The organism is Methanothermobacter marburgensis str. Marburg, from assembly GCF_000145295.1.
Lineage (GTDB): Archaea > Methanobacteriota > Methanobacteria > Methanobacteriales > Methanothermobacteraceae > Methanothermobacter > Methanothermobacter marburgensis.
This window is the reverse complement of the sequence record NC_014408.1, coordinates 613,333-630,346: the sequence shown is the minus strand read 5'-3', so window position 1 is coordinate 630,346 and position 17,014 is coordinate 613,333. Positions and strand designations below refer to the sequence as shown.

Genomic DNA, 17,014 nt, shown 5'->3' with positions numbered 1-17,014 from the left:
ATGTGGAGGTGCTCTCATGTTCGGACTCTTTGGAAGGAGGAGGGATGAAAGGGAAGTTATTGAACTTGAACCCGATGGGCCGGTGGACTGCATCGCGGATTTCACCTACAACTTCCACTGGCAGCACAGGGGTGAGAAGCTTGACCCTGAGGACAGGATCCCAGGTACATCCTGCACCTTCAGGGATGTTGTTGAACACCTCAAGGGTGGAGGTGAGGTGGTTGTGAGGGGGGATGCCGGCCACAGGCTCGCCTCAAGCATGGGGGCGGACCTTGCATACTTTGGGGGGACTGGCGGCGCCCTGGATACAGGTGTCTTGACCGTTGAGGGGGATGTGGACACCCGTATGGGTATCAGCATGGTCTCAGGCACAATTTACGTTAAGGGAAAGGTTAAGGACCCTGTGGGGAACGTGGTTGAGGTTAAATCCGATAGGAGGGGGTATAAGAAGTTCCTATCAGTAACTGACATCCTCAAATCGGGCCTCAGGGGTGAAAAACCTGTTAATTTTACATTCACCCCCGGCAGGATGGTCATAGATGATGGTCACGTCAGGGACACCCTCTGCGCCAGGCTTGATGTTGACGCCGAGGTGATCCACAACGGGGACGTGGACCTATCAACCGGGATACTCATGAGGCGCGGGACGGTCCGGGTGAATGGTAACGCCGGTAAAAATACTGGGGCGCTCCTCAGTGGTGGCACGGTTATCATAGATGGTGACTGTGACGACTTCTCTGGCATAGATATGAGGGACGGTTACCTCATAGTGAACGGAAGTGCAGGTAAATTCATGGGGGCCCAGCGTAAGGGTGGAGTGATACTTGCAAGGGACGGGAAACCTGTCCCCCCAAGTTCAGAGCACGAATTAAAGGATGAGGACAAGGAAATCCTGCTGGGACTGGGTTTCAGGCCACAGTTATTCCGTAGGTTTTCATAGAAAACCACGTACCCTGAGAAAAATAATTATATAGTCAATGAGAGAAAGGGTCAGCATGCTTGATATAACCATGACCCTTACAGACTCTGTGATCAGATTCATAGAGGAAACCGGGTATCCCGGTATAGTTTTTCTCATGGCCCTTGAAAGTGCCTGTATTCCAGTTCCAAGTGAGGTTATAATGCCCTTCAGCGGATACATAGCATGGCAGCAGAATCTGACCCTCACTGGCGTTGTAGTTGCAGGTGCGCTGGGTAACCTTCTGGGTTCTCTTCTCGCCTATATTGCGGGTCTCAAGGGAGGGCGTCCCTTACTCGAGAGGTATGGCCCCTACATCATGGTAACAGGTGGAAAACTCAGGATGGCTGATGAATGGTTTGAAAGGTACGGGCACGAGGCCGTCCTCATCTCGAGGATGCTGCCGGTTATCAGAACCTTCATATCCCTCCCTGCAGGTATAGCCCGGATGGATCTGAAGAAATTCGTTATCTACACATTCGCCGGTTCCCTACCATGGTGCCTCATCCTTGCATATTCGGGTTATCTTCTCGGTCCTCGCTGGACTTCACTGAGGCCAGTGTTCCATGCGCTGGATTACGCCATACTCCTCGCCATCCCCCTGATTCTCCTCTACATTTACAGGAAGATAAGATGAAGTCTAAGGAATCTGATGTAAGTAAATAGGAAATTCCTGTTAAATCTTAATTCTGGAAGCCCTGGATCCGTGGAAATTATTAGACCTATTGAGCTGGTAATATGACGTATAATGAAAAATCCAGCTTTTAGCAGAGTTAAACAGAGAAAACTCAATTATCGTCACACGTTAAAAAAATAAAGGGGAATTAAATTATTTTCTGAGGGGTCCAAAGTAGTAGCCAACTCCAAGAAGGCAGAAGATTCCAACTATGCCAAGAACAGCGTAGAGCTGTGTGCTGCCTGATTTTTCCTCTGCCTTTGGGGTTGAGATCTCATAGGCACTTCCAGGTTTCTGTTCTGATACTCCTGCAACCCCAGGGGATGATGCGCCTGACTCTGAGGCGGAGGACTGTGCCGGAACCCCTGCATGGGTGCCTGGAGATCTTCCTCCCCTTCCCGTTGTTCCATGGGATCCTGTGGTGGTTCCATGATCTGAACCCTGGTTGTCTCCCTGGTCTGTGTCTGTGGAGGTCCCCTCACCCAGCATCTCAGATATTGCTGCAAGTTCAGCCCCTGAGAGGGATACAAGCCCCCTGGTATGGGCCTGCCTCACATAGCGTGCTATCATCTGGATGGCTGATGCATCAAGCTGTGACCTCACAGAACTGTCAAAGAGGAATGTGTCGGCAATCCTCCTCCAGACATCTTCTGATGCCACGTCCACGAGGGCATCACTCATGAAGAGGTCCCTCACCTGCAGTGCTATTGATGCGCTGCCGGATGGTCCCTCACGCAGTTTGCCCTGGATCCATGTGGGGTTGAGGAGCGTCACTGCAAGGTCATCATAGGCTGACTCCTGGAGGGTCCTTATGATGGGTGTTCCGTAGGCTGTTTTTGCAATGTAGCTGTTTATGTTTCTCCCTGTGAGGTAGTTCACCATGAAGTTCACGGTGACCGAGACCCTGTAGAGGCAGGTTCCCTCGCCGGGTGCCCTGTAGGGCATTATCACCATGCTGGCGTCAACTGTACGAAGGAGTGACTCCAGGAGTTTCGGGCTCTGGAGGCCGCTGAGGTCCCTTCCATAGGCATAAGAGTAGTAGCTGAGGTAGGTCTCTGCAAGCTCTTCGGCTGTCCAGTCATCCCGTGACCAGAGTATCCTGTCGACACCCGCACCATGGGGGTCTGCACCCGGTGGCAGCCCAAAGATCCTGGTCCTTGCAAGCCTGTCCGCCATTGCATCGGCCGCTGAACTGTTCATCCCTGAGGCCACCAGTTCACTGTAGATACCTGATCTGAGGGTAATGTAGTGTTTTCGCACATAGTTCATCTCAGCTGACTCGTTGAGGTTCGCTATCCTCTTAATTGTATTGTCTATGACGTCCATTGCCCCGGGGATTGCCCCGCGGAAGTTGTGGAAGTCGCTTATCACAACGTCGATCCTTGGCCTTCCAAGTTCACTGAGTGGGATGATCTCTGTCCCGATGAGTGCTCCGCTCTCATAGACCGGTTTAACACCCAGGAAGTAGAATATGGCTGCGATGCTCTGGCCGCCGGTTGATATAACGTCACCTATATCCACGGCAACGGTTTCAGGGTACCTTCCACCGTTTGCCTCCCTGTGGCGTTTAAGCATCTCCTCTGCAGCCCTTGATCCCATTACCACAGCGGCGGGGTCAGGGATGGATGACGGGTCAAAGGTGTACATGTTCCGGCCTGTTGGAAGCGCTGCAAGGTTGATTATGGGGCTTCTCGCTGGAACGGGCTGTATGAATTCCCCGTTAAGGGCCCTGAGGAGTGAAGCCATCTCGTTGCTGGCACTCATGATGAGGAGGTTTCTTATCTCATCCCTCCTTGCCGTCCTGTTTGCAGGGTCAAAGGATATGATTGCATCCAGGAACCTCTCAAGGGTTTCACTGTCAGGGAGCTCCCCAAAGGTGTGGAGTCCGTAGGGCATGAGGATCTCTGTGAGCTCATGGAGGTAATCCTCAAGCCTCACCCTGATGACACTGAAGGGGGTTGAGTTACTCACGTTGAGCCTCACGTCAAGGCCCGCCCTCTTCACACCATCCCTTATGAGGGATTCCAGGACGTTCATCCTGTCCCTATCCCCTGATGCCTCTGCAGTGCTGTAGGATCCCAAAAGGTCTGCAAGTTCTTGGTATACGCCGTAGAGTTCCGTCCTCACAACCGGTGGTATGAGGTATGAGATGGTAACGGCGTATGCCCTCCTCTTGGCAGGGTTTATAACAGCCTCAAGGGGGTCCTCCATCTTGAGGAGGTGTATGTTGGGGATGGATCCTATGAGGGTGTTTGGCCAGTCATCCTCTGTCATGGCATTCACATGGCCCGGAAGCAATTCCAGTGTGCCGTGCTGTCCTATGTGTACCACTGCGTCGGCCCTGAATCCATTCTGAAGCCAGAGGTAGAAGGCTATGAACTGGTGTGTAGGTGGTAGTGTGCCGTTGTTGAGTGTGCCGTTCCACTTCCAGACCGGCTGCGGACCCATAAACATGTTGCCGAGCATGAAGCCGGGGATCACAATGCTGCCGTTGTAGACCATGATGTTACCTGGAGCCTGACCCCACATTGCCTCAACCTGGCGCCTGAGGGTTACCGGGAGCTTTGAATACCACCTGAGGTACTCTGAAACAGGTACTGTGATGCATCCAGCCTCAATCAGTTTCCGGAGTTCTGACTGTGTCATGTTCCTGGGGTTTCTTCCAGCCCTGTTTATGAGTTCATAGATGTATTCAGGGGTCAGATTTCCGTTTCCTGTGGTGTAACCTGCTGCCCTCATTGCAAGGAGTATGTTGCCCAGACTGCCGTAGAGGTTGAGGCCATTGGTTGCCGGCATCCCCTCATCGTGGGTACTGTCAAAGTAGACTATGGCCACCCTCTTGTCACTGTTCACCTTCTTCCTGAGATTCACCCAGGCCAGTGTCCGCTCCACCAGCTGGTTTATCCCTGGCTCATAGGCCACGTATTCCTTGAGTGTGACCCCGGTTACCGGGTCCGGGTCTGATACCCTGTTACCACCTATAAGGATTGGCTCTATTCGTCCCTGCATCTCAAACATTGCGAGCCAGTAGTACTCCAGGCCCCTGAGGCCCTGCTGTCCGCTGCTGTTTATGTAATCATCCAGGGAGGTCTGCAGGAACACCGGGAGTGGACCCTGAACAGGCACGTTGAGGTCAGTGAAGAAGGTTATGGTCTGGTTGTCTGGCCAGTAACCGAACTGTACACAGGCAACGAGGGCGTCAATCACTGAACTGTTGTTGACCATGAAGAAGCGCCTTGAGGCCCCTATGGGGTCTGAACAGTAGAAGTAGGGTATCACGTTGAGTCCCTTTGCCTCGAGTTTCTGTATGAGGGTCTCATAGACGTCCATGTTACCCGAGAGGTAGTAACGGTTCAGTATGGCAACCCCCACCCAGGGGGCCCCTGGCCTGTAGAGGGTTGTGTTCATGTACCATTCTGTGTAGGCTGCCCTGTCTGTGTAAACACGTGGTGCCAGTGGATGGTAGAGGAAGTCCTCCATTCCAGGGGCCAGTTTTGTGTCGTTTGCAGTGAGGTTAACGGCCCCGCTGAGCCTCAGGACCTCCAGGAGCGTCCTCTTTATGTTCTCCCGTGAGAGTGCAGGTGCTGCGACTGGACCATAGGCTGGAAGGTTGGTCACATTAACACCTGTGACGTTGGGTTTTACAGGGCCCAGGACGAATATTCGTGCCCCTGGTTTCATGCTGGCTGCGAGGGCCTGGAAGTCGACTCCTGCATCGAATTCCGTCCCATAGCTCATCCCGGTCACAGGGTACCCGGGTCTTGTGAAGAGGAAGAATATATCCGCATTCTTCACGTCATTTTTGAACTGGCTGGATGCCGTTGAGTTGAGGTTGAAGGTGTCCATGGTGTATATCTTCAGGCTGAAGTTGTATCCGCTGGGCAGTAGGTCGTTGCGGTATGCGTCATTCATTATGGGGTCGACGGTTCCCACCACGCATCCTGTGATGAGCACCACCATGTTTGTATCCTTCAGCATCTTTGACTCTGTTGTGTTGGTATCGTTGTCTGCCGCTGCTACTGATGGAACTGAAACAATGAGCAGAATAAGTGCTATCAGGAGAAACTTCTTCATTTTTTCACCTCCTTTAAATTTTTAATAATTTGCTGATTCAATATCGTAAAGAGATTTGATGAAATTCTATTTAAATCTTAATTAAAAGATTTTAAGTATGAATGATTTAAAAAAGAAAGGGTTAAAAGTAATACTCAATTTTAAATGAAAGATGATTTCCTGTCTGGCACTCCAATAAATGATTCATCCGAGGATTATCTTCTCAAAATACTCATCCGACCCAAAAAAATCAAAAAAGACTCATCCAAGGACTATCTTCTCAAAATACCCATCCAACCTAAAAAAATCAAAAAAGATTCAATCAAGGATTATCTTCTCAAAATACTCATCATATGCCAGGTGAAAGTGCGGGAGCTTCATGCGGAGTTCATCCTCAAGTTCAAGTATCCTCTTAAACTCCTCCCTGTCTGCAAAGGCTATGAGATTCCTCTCCCATGCCTCCCTGCATCTGAGGCTGCAGGGTATGAAACCTGATGGTAGCACAAGGGCGCATTTACCCGGGGGAACCTCAAGTTCATCCACCTCTGCAAGGTGATCCTCATCAATCGCATACCTGGTGTTCTCAGAGAAGCTCTTTATGCAGCACTCAGGGTAGTCAAGGAGTCTCCCTATGTTCTCATCATCACCCCTGTACACACCAAGTTCCGTGGATATCATGGGATCCAGGGCAGGCCTCACAGGCGGATTATACCGTGAGGTTATCTCAATCTGCAGCTGTAGCCTCGACATGAGCTGGTTGAACTGAAAGTCATCCATACGGCAGACAACCTTCAGGCAGTCCCTGCATCCATCTTCCCTTATCCTCAGTATCCTCTCATAGATCCTCTCCAGCATGAAAACCACATCTACCTCTTTACGGTGTACTCAACGATGAGGTCCTCCCCCAGGGTGTAGAACCTCTCAAGTTCAAGTTTTATGGCATCAGACATATCGTCTATACCCTCACCATCAACCAGTGTCCTTGCCTCCCTGCCACCGGCGATCATCGGGGCTATGCACACCCGGACCTCATCAACAAGGCCCTCCGTTAACATGGAGTAGTTGAGGGTTGAGCCCCCCTCGAGCATCAGCCTCCTGACACCCATCTCATGGAGTCTTTCAAGGAGCAGGCAGAGGTTCACCCTTTCTTTTCCTGCAACCACAACCTCAGCCCTTTTTCTGAGTTCATTAACCCTTGATGCCGGGGCACTCTCCGAGACACCTATCACCGTTGGGGCCTCATCGTTGAGGACCCTGAAATTCAGGGGTGTCCTTGCCCTGCTGTCAACCACCACCCTCACAGGGTTATCCCCTTCCTCTGCATCAACCCTGTGTACGGTGAGGCGGGGGTCATCTGCGAGTACCGTGTTTATCCCCACCATTATGGCGTCACATTCCCTCCGAAGCTCATGGACCCTCCTGAGATCCTCCTCACCGGATATCTCAGAGCTACCTGTCTTTGTTGCAATCTTACCGTCCAGTGTCATTGCTGCGTTGAGTATAACGTATGGCCTCATGAACCTTCTCCTCCAGTCTATAGGTTTATAGCCACCATACTATTAAATTAGTGTGGAAACCATGTGGGGTTTCCAGATCGGGAGGTTGAAATATGGACAGATACACTGCTGGAATGGAGATACTTGAGAGGATACACAGGGAGTCCTACAGGAAGCTGCGTGATGAACTTGAGGATGTTGCCCCTGATCTTTCAAGGTTCGTGGTTGAATTCGCATACGGTGACATCTACTCCAGGGATGCACTGGATCTTAAAACAAGGGAACTTGTCACCGTGGCAGCCCTCACGGTCCTTGGGGCTGAAAAACAGTTGAAAGGCCATGTGAAGGGTGCCTTCAATGCCGGCTGCAGCAGGGAGGAGATAATTGAGGTCCTCATCCAGATGGCTGTCTATGCAGGGTTCCCTGCAGCCATAAATGGCGTTGCTGCGGCAGCTGAGGTTTTCAGGGATATGGAAAAATAAATTCAGATGGCCTCACAGGCCAAAAATTCTTTCTGCAGTGGATGTTGTCACCCTGTCAACATCCTCAACATCGGTTTCCTTGATCTCTGCTATTTTCTTAACCGCTTCAGCCACAAATGCTGGCTCGTTGCGCTTCCCCCTGAAAGGGGAGAGGTATGGACTGTCGGTCTCTGTAAGCATGCTCTCCAGCGGGAGGTCCTCCACAAGTTTCATGTGGTGATCCGAGAAGGTCACAAGTGTGGATATTGATATATGGTATCCGGCGTCTATTATCTTCTCTGCAGTTGATAGGCTGCCACCGTAGCAGTGAAAGACCACCTCTGGTATGCTGTGCTCGAGTACTATCTCAAGGGCCCTCTCCTCGGCGTCCCTTGCATGGACAACCAGGGGCATGTCATGTTCCTCTGCAAGTTTGGCGAAGATTCTGAAGGCCTCCTCCTGTCTTCTCCTTCCCTCAGCATCGCTGGTGTGGTGGAAATCCATCCCTGTCTCACCTATGGCCACGATCCTGTCAATGTGTGACTCTATCTGCCCTGCGACCTCCTCTATGAGTTCAGGTCTTGCCTTTGATGCGTCGGCGGGATGGAAACCCATGGTGGGGTATATGAATCCTGGATAATCTGAGGCAAGGGCAAGGGCCCTCCTGTTGCCCCCGAGTCCAACACCCGAATCTATAATTGCCCTGAGTTTTTCCTTTGCCCTTTCAATAACCTCTTCACGGTTCCTGTTGAAGTCCTTGAAGTCCAGGTGACAGTGAACATCTATTATACCGATCCCTCCATTGATAGCTTGATGGATATCAGGTCCTGTTTATATCCATTTTAGGACCTTATAGCCTTAAAAGTCGCCTGAAGCGCATCTAGGTACCGAATCTCCTCTCCCTCTGCTGGTATGACCTTATGGCCCTTAAGAAGTCGACCTTTCGAAGTTCCGGCCATAGGCTGTCGCAGAAGTACAGTTCCGAATAGGATGACTGCCAGAGGAGGAACCCGCTGAGGCGCTCCTCACCACTGGTCCTTATTATGAGGTGGGGGTCTTCCAGTCCAGCGGTGTAGAGGTTCCTGTTTATCATGTCCTCATCTATGTCCTCAGGGTCAATGCGGCCGGCCCTGACGTCCTCGGCGATTTTCCTTGCGGCGTCCAATATCTCCTGTCTGCCATCATATCCTATGGCGATGTTCACAAGTCGATCAGAGTATCCCTCAGTTGACCTCTCAGCGACCTCTATTGCCTTTCTAACATCTTCAGGGAGCAGTTCAAGTTTTCCGACTGCCTTGACCTTGACACGGTTTTTATGGATCTTCTTATTGCTTGCTATGGCCTCAAAGTTCTCTTTGAAGAGCTTCATTAGGCCTTTAACCTCGTTTTCTGGCCTTTTAAAGTTTTCAGTTGAGAATGCATAGGCGGTTATTATCTCTATTCCAAGGTCAACGCACCAGTCCAGGACCTTTTCCAGTGTCTCAATACCCTTCTTGTGACCCTCTATGGGGTCTACGCTGCCCTGGAGTCGTGAGTATCTCCTGTTACCATCCATTATAATGGCAACGTGCCTTGGCATTCTCTCCCTTTTTAGGTTGCGCGATATGTACCACTCATACAGTTTGTAAAGAGGTTTTAAAGGTGACATTTCCCATCTACCTGACTGGAGTTTTTAATATTCTATAAATTGCTGATCTAATCTCTCCAACTGGTGGCAAGCCAGTGGGCGAATCTCAGTGCCCTGCGGTAACCCGCAGTGGTCTGTGACCTAGATGTGTCAACAAAAATCCCATTAAATCCAAGGGCCACAGCTCCGTGGCTTCTGGCCGTGCCAACGAGAACCAGTGATCTGAATATGAGGTTACCTGTTATCCCATCGGGTGCTATGATAACGTTGCACCCATCCCTTACGGCCTCCTCTATCAGTATATGGTAGTGCCTCACTTCATATTTATCCTTTACCATTGATGCCAGAAGTTCACCATCACGGATTGAACTGTCCACTGCAGGGGACCTTCCAAGGTCACCTGGCCGTCCCCCTGATATTATACCGATGAATGGCTCGGTTCCTGTTTTCATGAGGAAGTCCCCTGCGGCAGTGGCTATTCTGAGCCTTTCGATGACTGTTTCACCCTCATCTATCCCGACGGGTGCAAGGAAAAAACTCCCCTTCCCTGTCTCTATCCATGAAGCCCTCATCAGGGGTCCATGATTATTGAGTTCCGCCATTATACTTGCTGATGGGAGGGAACCCCTCACATAGGCGTCCTTTCCCATTCTTAACCTTTCTATGAATTCGTCCTCGGAGTAAATCAGTTCAACATCAAATTCCACTGAAGACGCAGCCCTTTCGATGTTCCTGTTCTCACCGGCACCTGCCACTATCCTCATGGGGTGACATCCTCCTTTTTTAGGAATGTTTCTTGGCCCACAGCAACATTAATATATGTGTTGAGAAGTATTAAATATTCAGTTCTGCATGATACATGAACACCAAAGTATATATAAATGGTGGCAAATTTAGGTCAACGTAAATCATGTGGAGCAGTGCTTTTCAATGTTAACTTCTTACGTGATCCAGAACCCCAGATCAGCTAAAGGAAGGTAAGAATATGGATACAAAAAATAAGATAATCCTCGGTCTCTTTATAGTTATACTGGGTCTTTCAGTTGTAACTTATGAAAACTACATCACAAACTCACAGAACGTTTTTGTGGGAGAAAAACACGTGCTGCTTCTATGCGCAGACCCCAGTGAACCAAGGCCTGGTATCGGGGCCGTTGACATGGCCTTCATAATAACCATGAACGAGGGTAACATAACCAATGTAACGGCTGTCTACCCCCACAACATGGCCCATCCAACAGCAGAACCCCCGGCTTCACTGAGGGCGCAGGGAGTACACAGGTGGCTCCTGCATGACGCCCTCTGGGAAAACGATACAGAGAAGGGTGCCAGACTTGCGCAGGAGATAGTGGAATACAATACCGGTGTGAAAACAGATATCGTCGTGATAGTGACACCCCAGGCAGTGGACGGCATCCTCCAGGCAATAGGCCCTGTATATGTGGAGGGTCAGGGTTATGTCTCAGGAAACAGCATAACATTCCTCAGGGAGGAACAGCAGCAGGGATCCGCAAGGGGCGTTGCGGTTCAGTCACTCATGAGGGCAATATTCAATGCCACAAAGGACCGTTCAAAGTACATGGCCATGGTAAACGCAGGGATACAGCAGTATCAGCAGGGAAACATCGTTGTTGTGCCCGAAGGTGCCTTCATACAGTTCCTCATATCCACAGGACTTGAAAGGGTGACCAGCTGATAAAAAACTATTTATTTTTTTGAAAAAACATCACAGGATACCTCAGTGCATGAAAAGATAAATGATTCAACACAAAACTTAACTACTATAATGTAAAATATATTGTCTGGGGGATCTCCTTGTCCGATGAAAACATGGGAAAAACCAGGGGCTACCTTATATGTACACAATGCGGGGGCTACTACCAGCTGGAAGCTGGTGAGGACCCATCTGATTTTGATTCCTGTGAATGTGGGGGCTCACTGGGATACTACAGCACACTCGAAGAGTTCTATGAAGAACCGGATGAACCAAAACCTGAAATTCCAGAAAAAAGTGACCGGAAAAGATTCCTCCTTGAAAACCTCTCAAGGAGCATAGACAATGAGGAGAGAACACTTCGGGAGATAAAAAGCGGCAAATGGTCCCTCATGGAATTCGTGGCCGAGAAGAGAATAATCGACGATGTGAAGGAACAGAAAAAGATTGTGGACGAACTCCTTGATGAGGAGATAATAGACAGCAATCTCATAACCGGTGGCAGGGGGGAGGCAGAGAGTTTCATATCACAGGTGCGTGAACAGAGGGAGTTCCTTGCTGAACGTGAGGGAAAGACGCTTAACAGCAGATTTTTAAGGACCGCCGTCACGGTTCTCCTCGTATTTGTGGTTATATGCTTCCTCTACTTCTTCATAGCCGTAAAATTCACATAAATTAATACCAGTAAAGTGCGGCTAACTGTTCATTAAGATAAGGCCCATAAAAATAAAGAAATTATTAATTCTTTAAATGGCTGAGCACATCCTCTGCAATCTCAAGTGTACTGTTTATATGATCCATTTCGTGTGCAGCGGATATGAAACAGCACTCAAACTGTGATGGGGGTATGAAGACACCCCTCTCCAGCAGTCCATGGAAGTACTTCATGAAGAGCTCAGTGTCTGATTTCTTAGCATCGGCGTAGTTTCTGACCTCATCCTCAGTGAAATATATCTGGAACATTGAAGCTGGCCCTGCAACCTGATACTCAAGGTCCATGTCCGAGAGGAGATCCCTTAAACCTGCCCTCAGATGGGACCCCATCCTCTCAAGACTGGAATACATTTTATCATCAAGTATTTTAAGGGTTTCAAGACCTGCGGTTACAGATACCGGGTTTCCATTGAATGTACCTGCCTGGTATACGCTACCAGCCGGTGCAATGTTCTCCATTATCTGCCGTGGGCCTGCCAGTGCCCCCATGGGAAAGCCTCCCCCGACTATCTTTCCAAGTGTCACGAGGTCAGGCTTCACACGGTAGTACTCCTGGGCGCCACCTGCTGCCAGCCTGAATCCTGTTATGACCTCATCAAAGATGAGTAGAATGTCGTTCTCCCTAGTTACATCTCTAAGGAAGTTCAGGTAGGCGTTTTCAGGTTCTATGCACCCGATGTTACCCATCACAGGTTCAACCAGGATGCATGCTATCTCATCCCCCATCCCATCAATGAGCTCAACCATCGCCTCCTCATCATTGAAGACCGTGGTTAGAGTATTTTTTACGGTATCCTCAGGTATACCCGGTGAATCGGGTGCAGCGGCGGCACCAGAACCTGGTTTTACAAGGACATAATCGTGGGCCCCATGGTAGGATCCCTCAAATTTGACAATCTTGTCTCTCCCTGTGTATGCCCTTGCAAGCCTCACAGCGGCCATGGTGGCCTCTGTGCCTGAGTTCATGAACCTTACCATCTCAGCACAGGGTACTCTGTCTATTATTGTCTCTGCAAGTTCTATTTCCCCCTCAGATGGTACACCATAGGTTGTGCCCCTCTCTATCTGCCTCTCAACCGCCTCAACCACCCTGGGGTGTGCGTGTCCCAGTATCAGGGGTCCGTAAGCCAGGCAGTAGTCAATGTAGCTCTTACCATCAACACTCTCAAGTATGCACCCCTTACCCCCCGCCGCAAAGAAGGGGTGTGGATCAAACCTCCTCACAGGTGAGCTGACACCACCCGGTAGAACCCTCTGTGCCCTTTCAAACAGTTCTTTCGACTTCATGATGGAACCTCTAAACATTTCTAATCCTCGATGATGCTAAGGACCCTTCAAACTTATCCTCAGGAGAACCTCTAAACCTCCACTCCCCCTGATAATGCTATAAGAGCATTTGCAGCTGCCACTGCGACAGGTGTGCCTCCCTTGGGACCCCTGGTTATCATGTGGGGTATATCTGTTTTCCTGAGGGCCTCCTTTGATTCTGCAGCCCCTACAAATCCCACCGGGACCCCTATAACCGCATCTGCATCCATTATGCCTTCAACTGTAAGTTCAATCACCTTCATGAGGGCTGTTGGGGCATTACCTATAACCACAATCCCCCTGAAGCCCCTCTCTGCAGCGTACTCCATTGATGCAGCTGCCCTGGTGATATCCCTCTTTTTTGCGATCTCCCTGACCTCAGGGTCCCTGATGTGGCAGCTGGCAGGTCTGGATATCCCTGCACGGACCATCTCAATGTCGGTGAGTATCTCGCCTGAACTCCTGAGTGAATCAAGGGCTGCATCCACAAAGTCCTGGCTGAACTCTGTTAACCTGGCATACTCGGGGTCAGCGGTGGAATGAACTATGCGCTCAACTATGGCCGCCTCCTCATCCCTGAGAGAGGCCAGGTCCTCAGATATCAGTTTCCTGACTATTTCCCTGCTCTTTCTGGCTATCTCATAGCCCTGGCCTGTGGATGCACCCATCAATGTTATCACCTAAGGTGTGAGTCTCCTCCTGTCCCTCGGGAAGAGCACAGTCTCCCTTATGTTATTCACACCGGTGAGGGTCATGTTGAACCTTTCAGCCCCCAGGCCCCAGCCCGCGTGGGGTGGCATTCCGTACTCAAAGGCTGCAAGGTAGCTCTCGAAGGAGTCCGGGTTCAATCCCTGCCTACTTATCTTCTCAACCAGGAGGTCATGCTGGTGGACCCTCATGGCACCTGAGGATATCTCAAGGTCCCTGTACATGAGGTCGAATGCATAGCTTCTTTCAGGATCGTTTTCATCTGGCATCACATAGAATGGCTTTATTGCGGTTGGCCATGAGGTTATGAAGTAGTAGCCGTCCATGACCTCACCAAGGGCCTTCTCAGCCGCCCTTGGAAGGTCCTCGCCGTGTTTCATTGGGACTCCCCTGGAGTTTACCAGTTCAACTGCCTCATCGTATTCCAGCCTCTCGAAGGGAGTTTCGGGCACCTCAAGGGTCCTGCCAAGGGTTTCAAGGGCGTCGGTGCAGTGCTCGTTAACATCCTCTATGACCCTCACAACCAGCCTTTCAAGTATCTTCATGACATCCTCATGGTCAACGAAGGATGCCTCTATGTCGATGGATATGACCTCGTTGAGGTGCCTGAGGGTGTCGTGCTCCTCTGCACGGAATATAGGTGCTATCTCATAGACACGGTCAAGGCCCGTTGACATCATCATCTGCTTGTAGAGCTGTGGGCTCTGTCCCAGGAAGGCCTCCCTTTCAAAGTAGGTTATGGGGAAGAGTTCAGTGCCCCCCTCTGTTGCAGATGCAACAAGTTTGGGGGTGTTGATTTCAAGGAACCCATTCTCTTCAAGGAATACCCTGACTGAGTGTAGCATCCTGCTCTTTATTTTAAATATTGCACTCACTGATGGTTTTCTGAGGTCAAGGAACCTGGCATCAAGCCTTGTATCTATCTCGGCCTTCACCTTCTCTGTGGGGTCAAGTGGCAGTGGCTGCTTTGATGGGTTCAGAACCCTCAGGAATGATGGTATTATTTCAAAGCCTCCAGGGGCCTTATCTGACTCCTGCACCCTTCCCCCGAATGCCACAACGGATTCCTTTTTGAGCTTTCTAATGGATTTGAAGAGGTCCTTCTCAATCTTCTTGCTGGGTGCCGTTATCTGGATGAGCCCGTCACGGTCCCTCAGGAGCACGAATATTATCCCCCCAAGGTCCCTTATCTCATGGACCCATCCCATGACAGTGACTTCCTCTCCATCCATTTCAGGTTTTATGTCCTTTGAGTAGTGAGTCCTTCTAAGATCTCCAAGTAACAATCAGATCACCTCTTGTCGCTAAGTGAATTATCAGAGTAAATTCAGGTCACCTATCAAGTCTCCTACGGAATGACTCGGCATGGGCATAGAGGCCCTCGTATTCAGCAAGACGCAGGACGGTTTCCTGGATGTTTTGGAGCCCCTCCCTGGTTATCATCTGCACCGTTGGTTTCTTGAGGAACGACTCCGTTGATAGTCCAGAGTACATCCTGGCGCAGCCAGACGTCGGCAGCACGTGGTTGGTCCCTGAACCGTAATCCCCTGCCGCCACAGGTGAGAGGTCACCCAGAAATATGGATCCTGCGTTACGGATACCCTTGAGTGTTTTTTCGGGAGAATCCGTCATTATAACAAGGTGCTCAGGGGCGTAGGCGTTGCTGAAGTCCACGGCCCCGTCAATATCCTCCGTTAAAACTATCATTCCGTATCTTTCAAGGGACTCCCCTATGATATTGGCCCTTTCCATGTATTTAATATTTTCACGTACCTTCTCATCCACACTGGCTGCAAGATCCTCCGAGTCTGTCACAAGGACACTTGCAGCCTGGGGGTCGTGCTCTGCCTGTGCCAGTATCTCAAGGGCAATGTACTCCGGGTCTGCAGATTCATCCGCAATTATGAGTACCTCTGATGGACCTGCCGGGAAGTCTATGTCCACGTCGCCGTATACCAGTTTCTTTGCTGCGGTAACAAATATGTTCCCTGGTCCCACAATCTTATCCACCGCCCCGATCGTCTCTGTACCGTAGGCCATTGCAGCCACCGCCTGGGCGCCCCCCACACGGTATATCTCATGTGCACCTGCAATGTCGGCCGCCACAAGGATAGCGTCGGGAACCGAGCCATCGGATGCCGGGGGTGTGCAGCACACTATCCTTTCAACCCCCGCTATCCTGGCCGGTATAACGGTCATGAGTATTGTTGATGGGTAAACGGCCCTTCCACCGGGTATGTAGCAGCCCACACTGTCAAGGGGCCGCACTATCTGCCCTGCGCTGACCCCTGGTCTGATCTCGGCCATCCACTCAGAGGGCATCTGGAGCCTGTGGAACTCCTCAATGTTCCCTGCAGCTTCAGTGAGCGCTTTCCTGACCTGTGGGTCCAGGTTTTTATGGGCCGCCTCTATTTCTTCCTGACTGACAGTGAGGCTTTCAGGTGAGACGCCATCAAATTTCTCTGTGAGTTCCCTGAGGGCCCCATCACCACCCTCTCTCACCATTGAGATGATATCTGCCACCGGCCCCAGGACCTCATCAACATCAATCCTCGCTCTCTCAACAAGCTCATCGACTCTTTCATGATCAAATTCTATTATCCTCATGAGGATGATCCTCCATGGAAAAGTTAAGGTGAATGGTTAGTTTTATGGATCCATCACTTTTAAGAATTTGCAGATGATACACCACATCCCCAATAGTTAATAATTTAAAAAGTTTCAGTAATATAAAACTTTATTTATCAGTTTTAACTTAACTATGGGAAGATGAGAGAAGATATTCAGGGATATCCGCAGATCTGCTGTAATTTTTACATTAATTCATATTATATCTTTAATTTTGATAAAGGGGCTGTCCCTCCACCAAAATTTTTAAATAATAAATTTAATACACACTTATAAGGAGACTGAGGCTGGTAACCATGTATAAGGACGAAATGATACAACTGCACCAATTTCTGGTATATGTTCTGAAGTACCTCGAGAATGGATACGATATAAAGGATGAATGCGAAGAGTACTTCTCCCTCAACATCAGCCCCCACCACATCCACCGCACAAAGGCCGAACATAAATACGCTATTTTTGTACTCTCAAGCGCCATCTCCGAGATCCTTGCAAAGAAGGAAGGACACAACCTCCCACCAAACGTTGTAAATGGCCTCTCAGAACTTGCAAAGCGGTCAAGGAAGGAAGTCGTGAAGATGGAAGCCAGACTGGAGGCAAAATAGACCATCAATCCATTCTCCAAAATCTAAATTTTTCTAATTTAGATATGGTGCCAGCCAGAAACCAAC

Annotated in this window: 16 protein-coding genes; 6 read left to right on the top strand and 10 right to left on the bottom strand. The window is 49.9% G+C overall.

Annotation, left to right across the window (positions count from 1 at the left end; genetic code table 11):
- Window positions 1-16 precede the first annotated feature (16 nt).
- Both MTBMA_RS03385 and MTBMA_RS03380 read left to right on the top strand, forming a co-directional pair.
- Window positions 17-940: a hypothetical protein gene (locus MTBMA_RS03385; protein WP_013295507.1), complete on the top strand. Its 924-nt coding sequence runs from the start codon at window positions 17-19 to the stop codon at window positions 938-940.
- Between the two features lie 55 nt (window positions 941-995).
- The gene (locus MTBMA_RS03380; RefSeq protein WP_013295506.1) at window positions 996-1,595 is read left to right on the top strand and encodes a DedA family protein; all 600 of its coding nucleotides are present in this window, start codon (window positions 996-998) and stop codon (window positions 1,593-1,595) included.
- 192 nt (window positions 1,596-1,787) lie between these two features.
- On the opposite strand, the gene MTBMA_RS03375 is transcribed toward MTBMA_RS03380, so the two are convergent.
- From MTBMA_RS03375 to MTBMA_RS03365, 3 genes are all read right to left on the bottom strand, one after another.
- On the bottom strand, window positions 1,788-5,708 hold the full coding sequence (locus MTBMA_RS03375) for a cobaltochelatase subunit CobN (RefSeq protein ID WP_013295505.1): 3,921 nt from the start codon (window positions 5,706-5,708) through the stop codon (window positions 1,788-1,790).
- 297 nt (window positions 5,709-6,005) lie between these two features.
- A complete protein-coding gene (locus MTBMA_RS03370; protein ID WP_013295504.1) occupies window positions 6,006-6,542 on the bottom strand; it encodes a DUF483 domain-containing protein in 537 nt (178 codons plus the stop codon).
- Window positions 6,543-6,553: 11 nt separating this feature from the next.
- Window positions 6,554-7,204 (bottom strand): 2,5-diamino-6-(ribosylamino)-4(3H)-pyrimidinone 5'-phosphate reductase, encoded by a 651-nt coding sequence (locus tag MTBMA_RS03365; RefSeq protein ID WP_013295503.1) that lies wholly within the window; start codon window positions 7,202-7,204, stop codon window positions 6,554-6,556.
- A gap of 92 nt (window positions 7,205-7,296) precedes the next feature.
- On the opposite strand from MTBMA_RS03365, the gene MTBMA_RS03360 reads away from it, so the two are divergent.
- Window positions 7,297-7,665: a carboxymuconolactone decarboxylase family protein gene (locus MTBMA_RS03360; RefSeq protein ID WP_013295502.1), complete on the top strand. Its 369-nt coding sequence runs from the start codon at window positions 7,297-7,299 to the stop codon at window positions 7,663-7,665.
- A 12-nt stretch (window positions 7,666-7,677) separates the two neighbouring features.
- Here MTBMA_RS03360 and MTBMA_RS03355 read toward each other — a convergent pair whose 3' ends face one another.
- From MTBMA_RS03355 to mtxX, 3 genes are all read right to left on the bottom strand, one after another.
- Window positions 7,678-8,430: a TatD family hydrolase gene (locus MTBMA_RS03355; protein ID WP_269879205.1), complete on the bottom strand. Its 753-nt coding sequence runs from the start codon at window positions 8,428-8,430 to the stop codon at window positions 7,678-7,680.
- 94 nt (window positions 8,431-8,524) lie between these two features.
- On the bottom strand, window positions 8,525-9,292 hold the full coding sequence (gene uppS / locus MTBMA_RS03350; protein ID WP_013295500.1) for a polyprenyl diphosphate synthase: 768 nt from the start codon (window positions 9,290-9,292) through the stop codon (window positions 8,525-8,527).
- 47 nt (window positions 9,293-9,339) lie between these two features.
- A complete protein-coding gene (mtxX, locus tag MTBMA_RS03345; protein WP_013295499.1) occupies window positions 9,340-10,035 on the bottom strand; it encodes a methanogenesis marker protein Mmp4/MtxX in 696 nt (231 codons plus the stop codon).
- A 221-nt stretch (window positions 10,036-10,256) separates the two neighbouring features.
- On the opposite strand from mtxX, the gene MTBMA_RS03340 reads away from it, so the two are divergent.
- Together MTBMA_RS03340 and MTBMA_RS03335 are read left to right on the top strand one after the other, a co-directional pair.
- Window positions 10,257-10,967 (top strand): DUF4012 domain-containing protein, encoded by a 711-nt coding sequence (locus MTBMA_RS03340; protein ID WP_013295498.1) that lies wholly within the window; start codon window positions 10,257-10,259, stop codon window positions 10,965-10,967.
- Window positions 10,968-11,086: 119 nt separating this feature from the next.
- On the top strand, window positions 11,087-11,659 hold the full coding sequence (locus tag MTBMA_RS03335; RefSeq protein WP_013295497.1) for a hypothetical protein: 573 nt from the start codon (window positions 11,087-11,089) through the stop codon (window positions 11,657-11,659).
- Window positions 11,660-11,723: 64 nt separating this feature from the next.
- On the opposite strand, the gene hemL is transcribed toward MTBMA_RS03335, so the two are convergent.
- From hemL to hisD, 4 genes are all read right to left on the bottom strand, one after another.
- On the bottom strand, window positions 11,724-12,986 hold the full coding sequence (hemL, locus tag MTBMA_RS03330) for a glutamate-1-semialdehyde 2,1-aminomutase (protein ID WP_048901183.1): 1,263 nt from the start codon (window positions 12,984-12,986) through the stop codon (window positions 11,724-11,726).
- A gap of 71 nt (window positions 12,987-13,057) precedes the next feature.
- Window positions 13,058-13,675, bottom strand: coding sequence for a cobalt-precorrin-8 methylmutase (locus MTBMA_RS03325; protein WP_013295495.1), 618 nt, complete (start codon window positions 13,673-13,675; stop codon window positions 13,058-13,060).
- 12 nt (window positions 13,676-13,687) lie between these two features.
- A complete protein-coding gene (gene aspS, locus MTBMA_RS03320; RefSeq protein ID WP_013295494.1) occupies window positions 13,688-15,001 on the bottom strand; it encodes an aspartate--tRNA(Asn) ligase in 1,314 nt (437 codons plus the stop codon).
- Between the two features lie 46 nt (window positions 15,002-15,047).
- Window positions 15,048-16,322: a histidinol dehydrogenase gene (gene hisD, locus MTBMA_RS03315; RefSeq protein WP_013295493.1), complete on the bottom strand. Its 1,275-nt coding sequence runs from the start codon at window positions 16,320-16,322 to the stop codon at window positions 15,048-15,050.
- Between the two features lie 317 nt (window positions 16,323-16,639).
- Between hisD and MTBMA_RS03310 the strand changes: the two genes are divergently transcribed.
- Complete coding sequence (locus MTBMA_RS03310; RefSeq protein ID WP_013295492.1) at window positions 16,640-16,948, top strand: UPF0058 family protein; 309 nt, start codon at window positions 16,640-16,642, stop codon at window positions 16,946-16,948.
- Window positions 16,949-17,014 lie beyond the last annotated feature (66 nt).

Bases quoted from the DNA above. Each gene is read 5' to 3' on its own strand.
- MTBMA_RS03385 (WP_013295507.1), top strand. From the start codon at position 17: ATGTTCGGACTCTTTGGAAGGAGGAGGGATGAAAGGGAAGTTATTGAA.
- MTBMA_RS03380 (WP_013295506.1), top strand. From the start codon at position 996: ATGCTTGATATAACCATGACCCTTACAGACTCTGTGATCAGATTCATA.
- MTBMA_RS03375 (WP_013295505.1), bottom strand. From the start codon at position 5,708: ATGAAGAAGTTTCTCCTGATAGCACTTATTCTGCTCATTGTTTCAGTT.
- MTBMA_RS03370 (WP_013295504.1), bottom strand. From the start codon at position 6,542: ATGCTGGAGAGGATCTATGAGAGGATACTGAGGATAAGGGAAGATGGA.
- MTBMA_RS03365 (WP_013295503.1), bottom strand. From the start codon at position 7,204: ATGAGGCCATACGTTATACTCAACGCAGCAATGACACTGGACGGTAAG.
- MTBMA_RS03360 (WP_013295502.1), top strand. From the start codon at position 7,297: ATGGACAGATACACTGCTGGAATGGAGATACTTGAGAGGATACACAGG.
- uppS (WP_013295500.1), bottom strand. From the start codon at position 9,292: ATGTCACCTTTAAAACCTCTTTACAAACTGTATGAGTGGTACATATCG.
- mtxX (WP_013295499.1), bottom strand. From the start codon at position 10,035: ATGAGGATAGTGGCAGGTGCCGGTGAGAACAGGAACATCGAAAGGGCT.
- MTBMA_RS03340 (WP_013295498.1), top strand. From the start codon at position 10,257: ATGGATACAAAAAATAAGATAATCCTCGGTCTCTTTATAGTTATACTG.
- hemL (WP_048901183.1), bottom strand. From the start codon at position 12,986: ATGAAGTCGAAAGAACTGTTTGAAAGGGCACAGAGGGTTCTACCGGGT.
- MTBMA_RS03325 (WP_013295495.1), bottom strand. From the start codon at position 13,675: ATGGGTGCATCCACAGGCCAGGGCTATGAGATAGCCAGAAAGAGCAGG.
- hisD (WP_013295493.1), bottom strand. From the start codon at position 16,322: ATGAGGATAATAGAATTTGATCATGAAAGAGTCGATGAGCTTGTTGAG.
- MTBMA_RS03310 (WP_013295492.1), top strand. From the start codon at position 16,640: ATGTATAAGGACGAAATGATACAACTGCACCAATTTCTGGTATATGTT.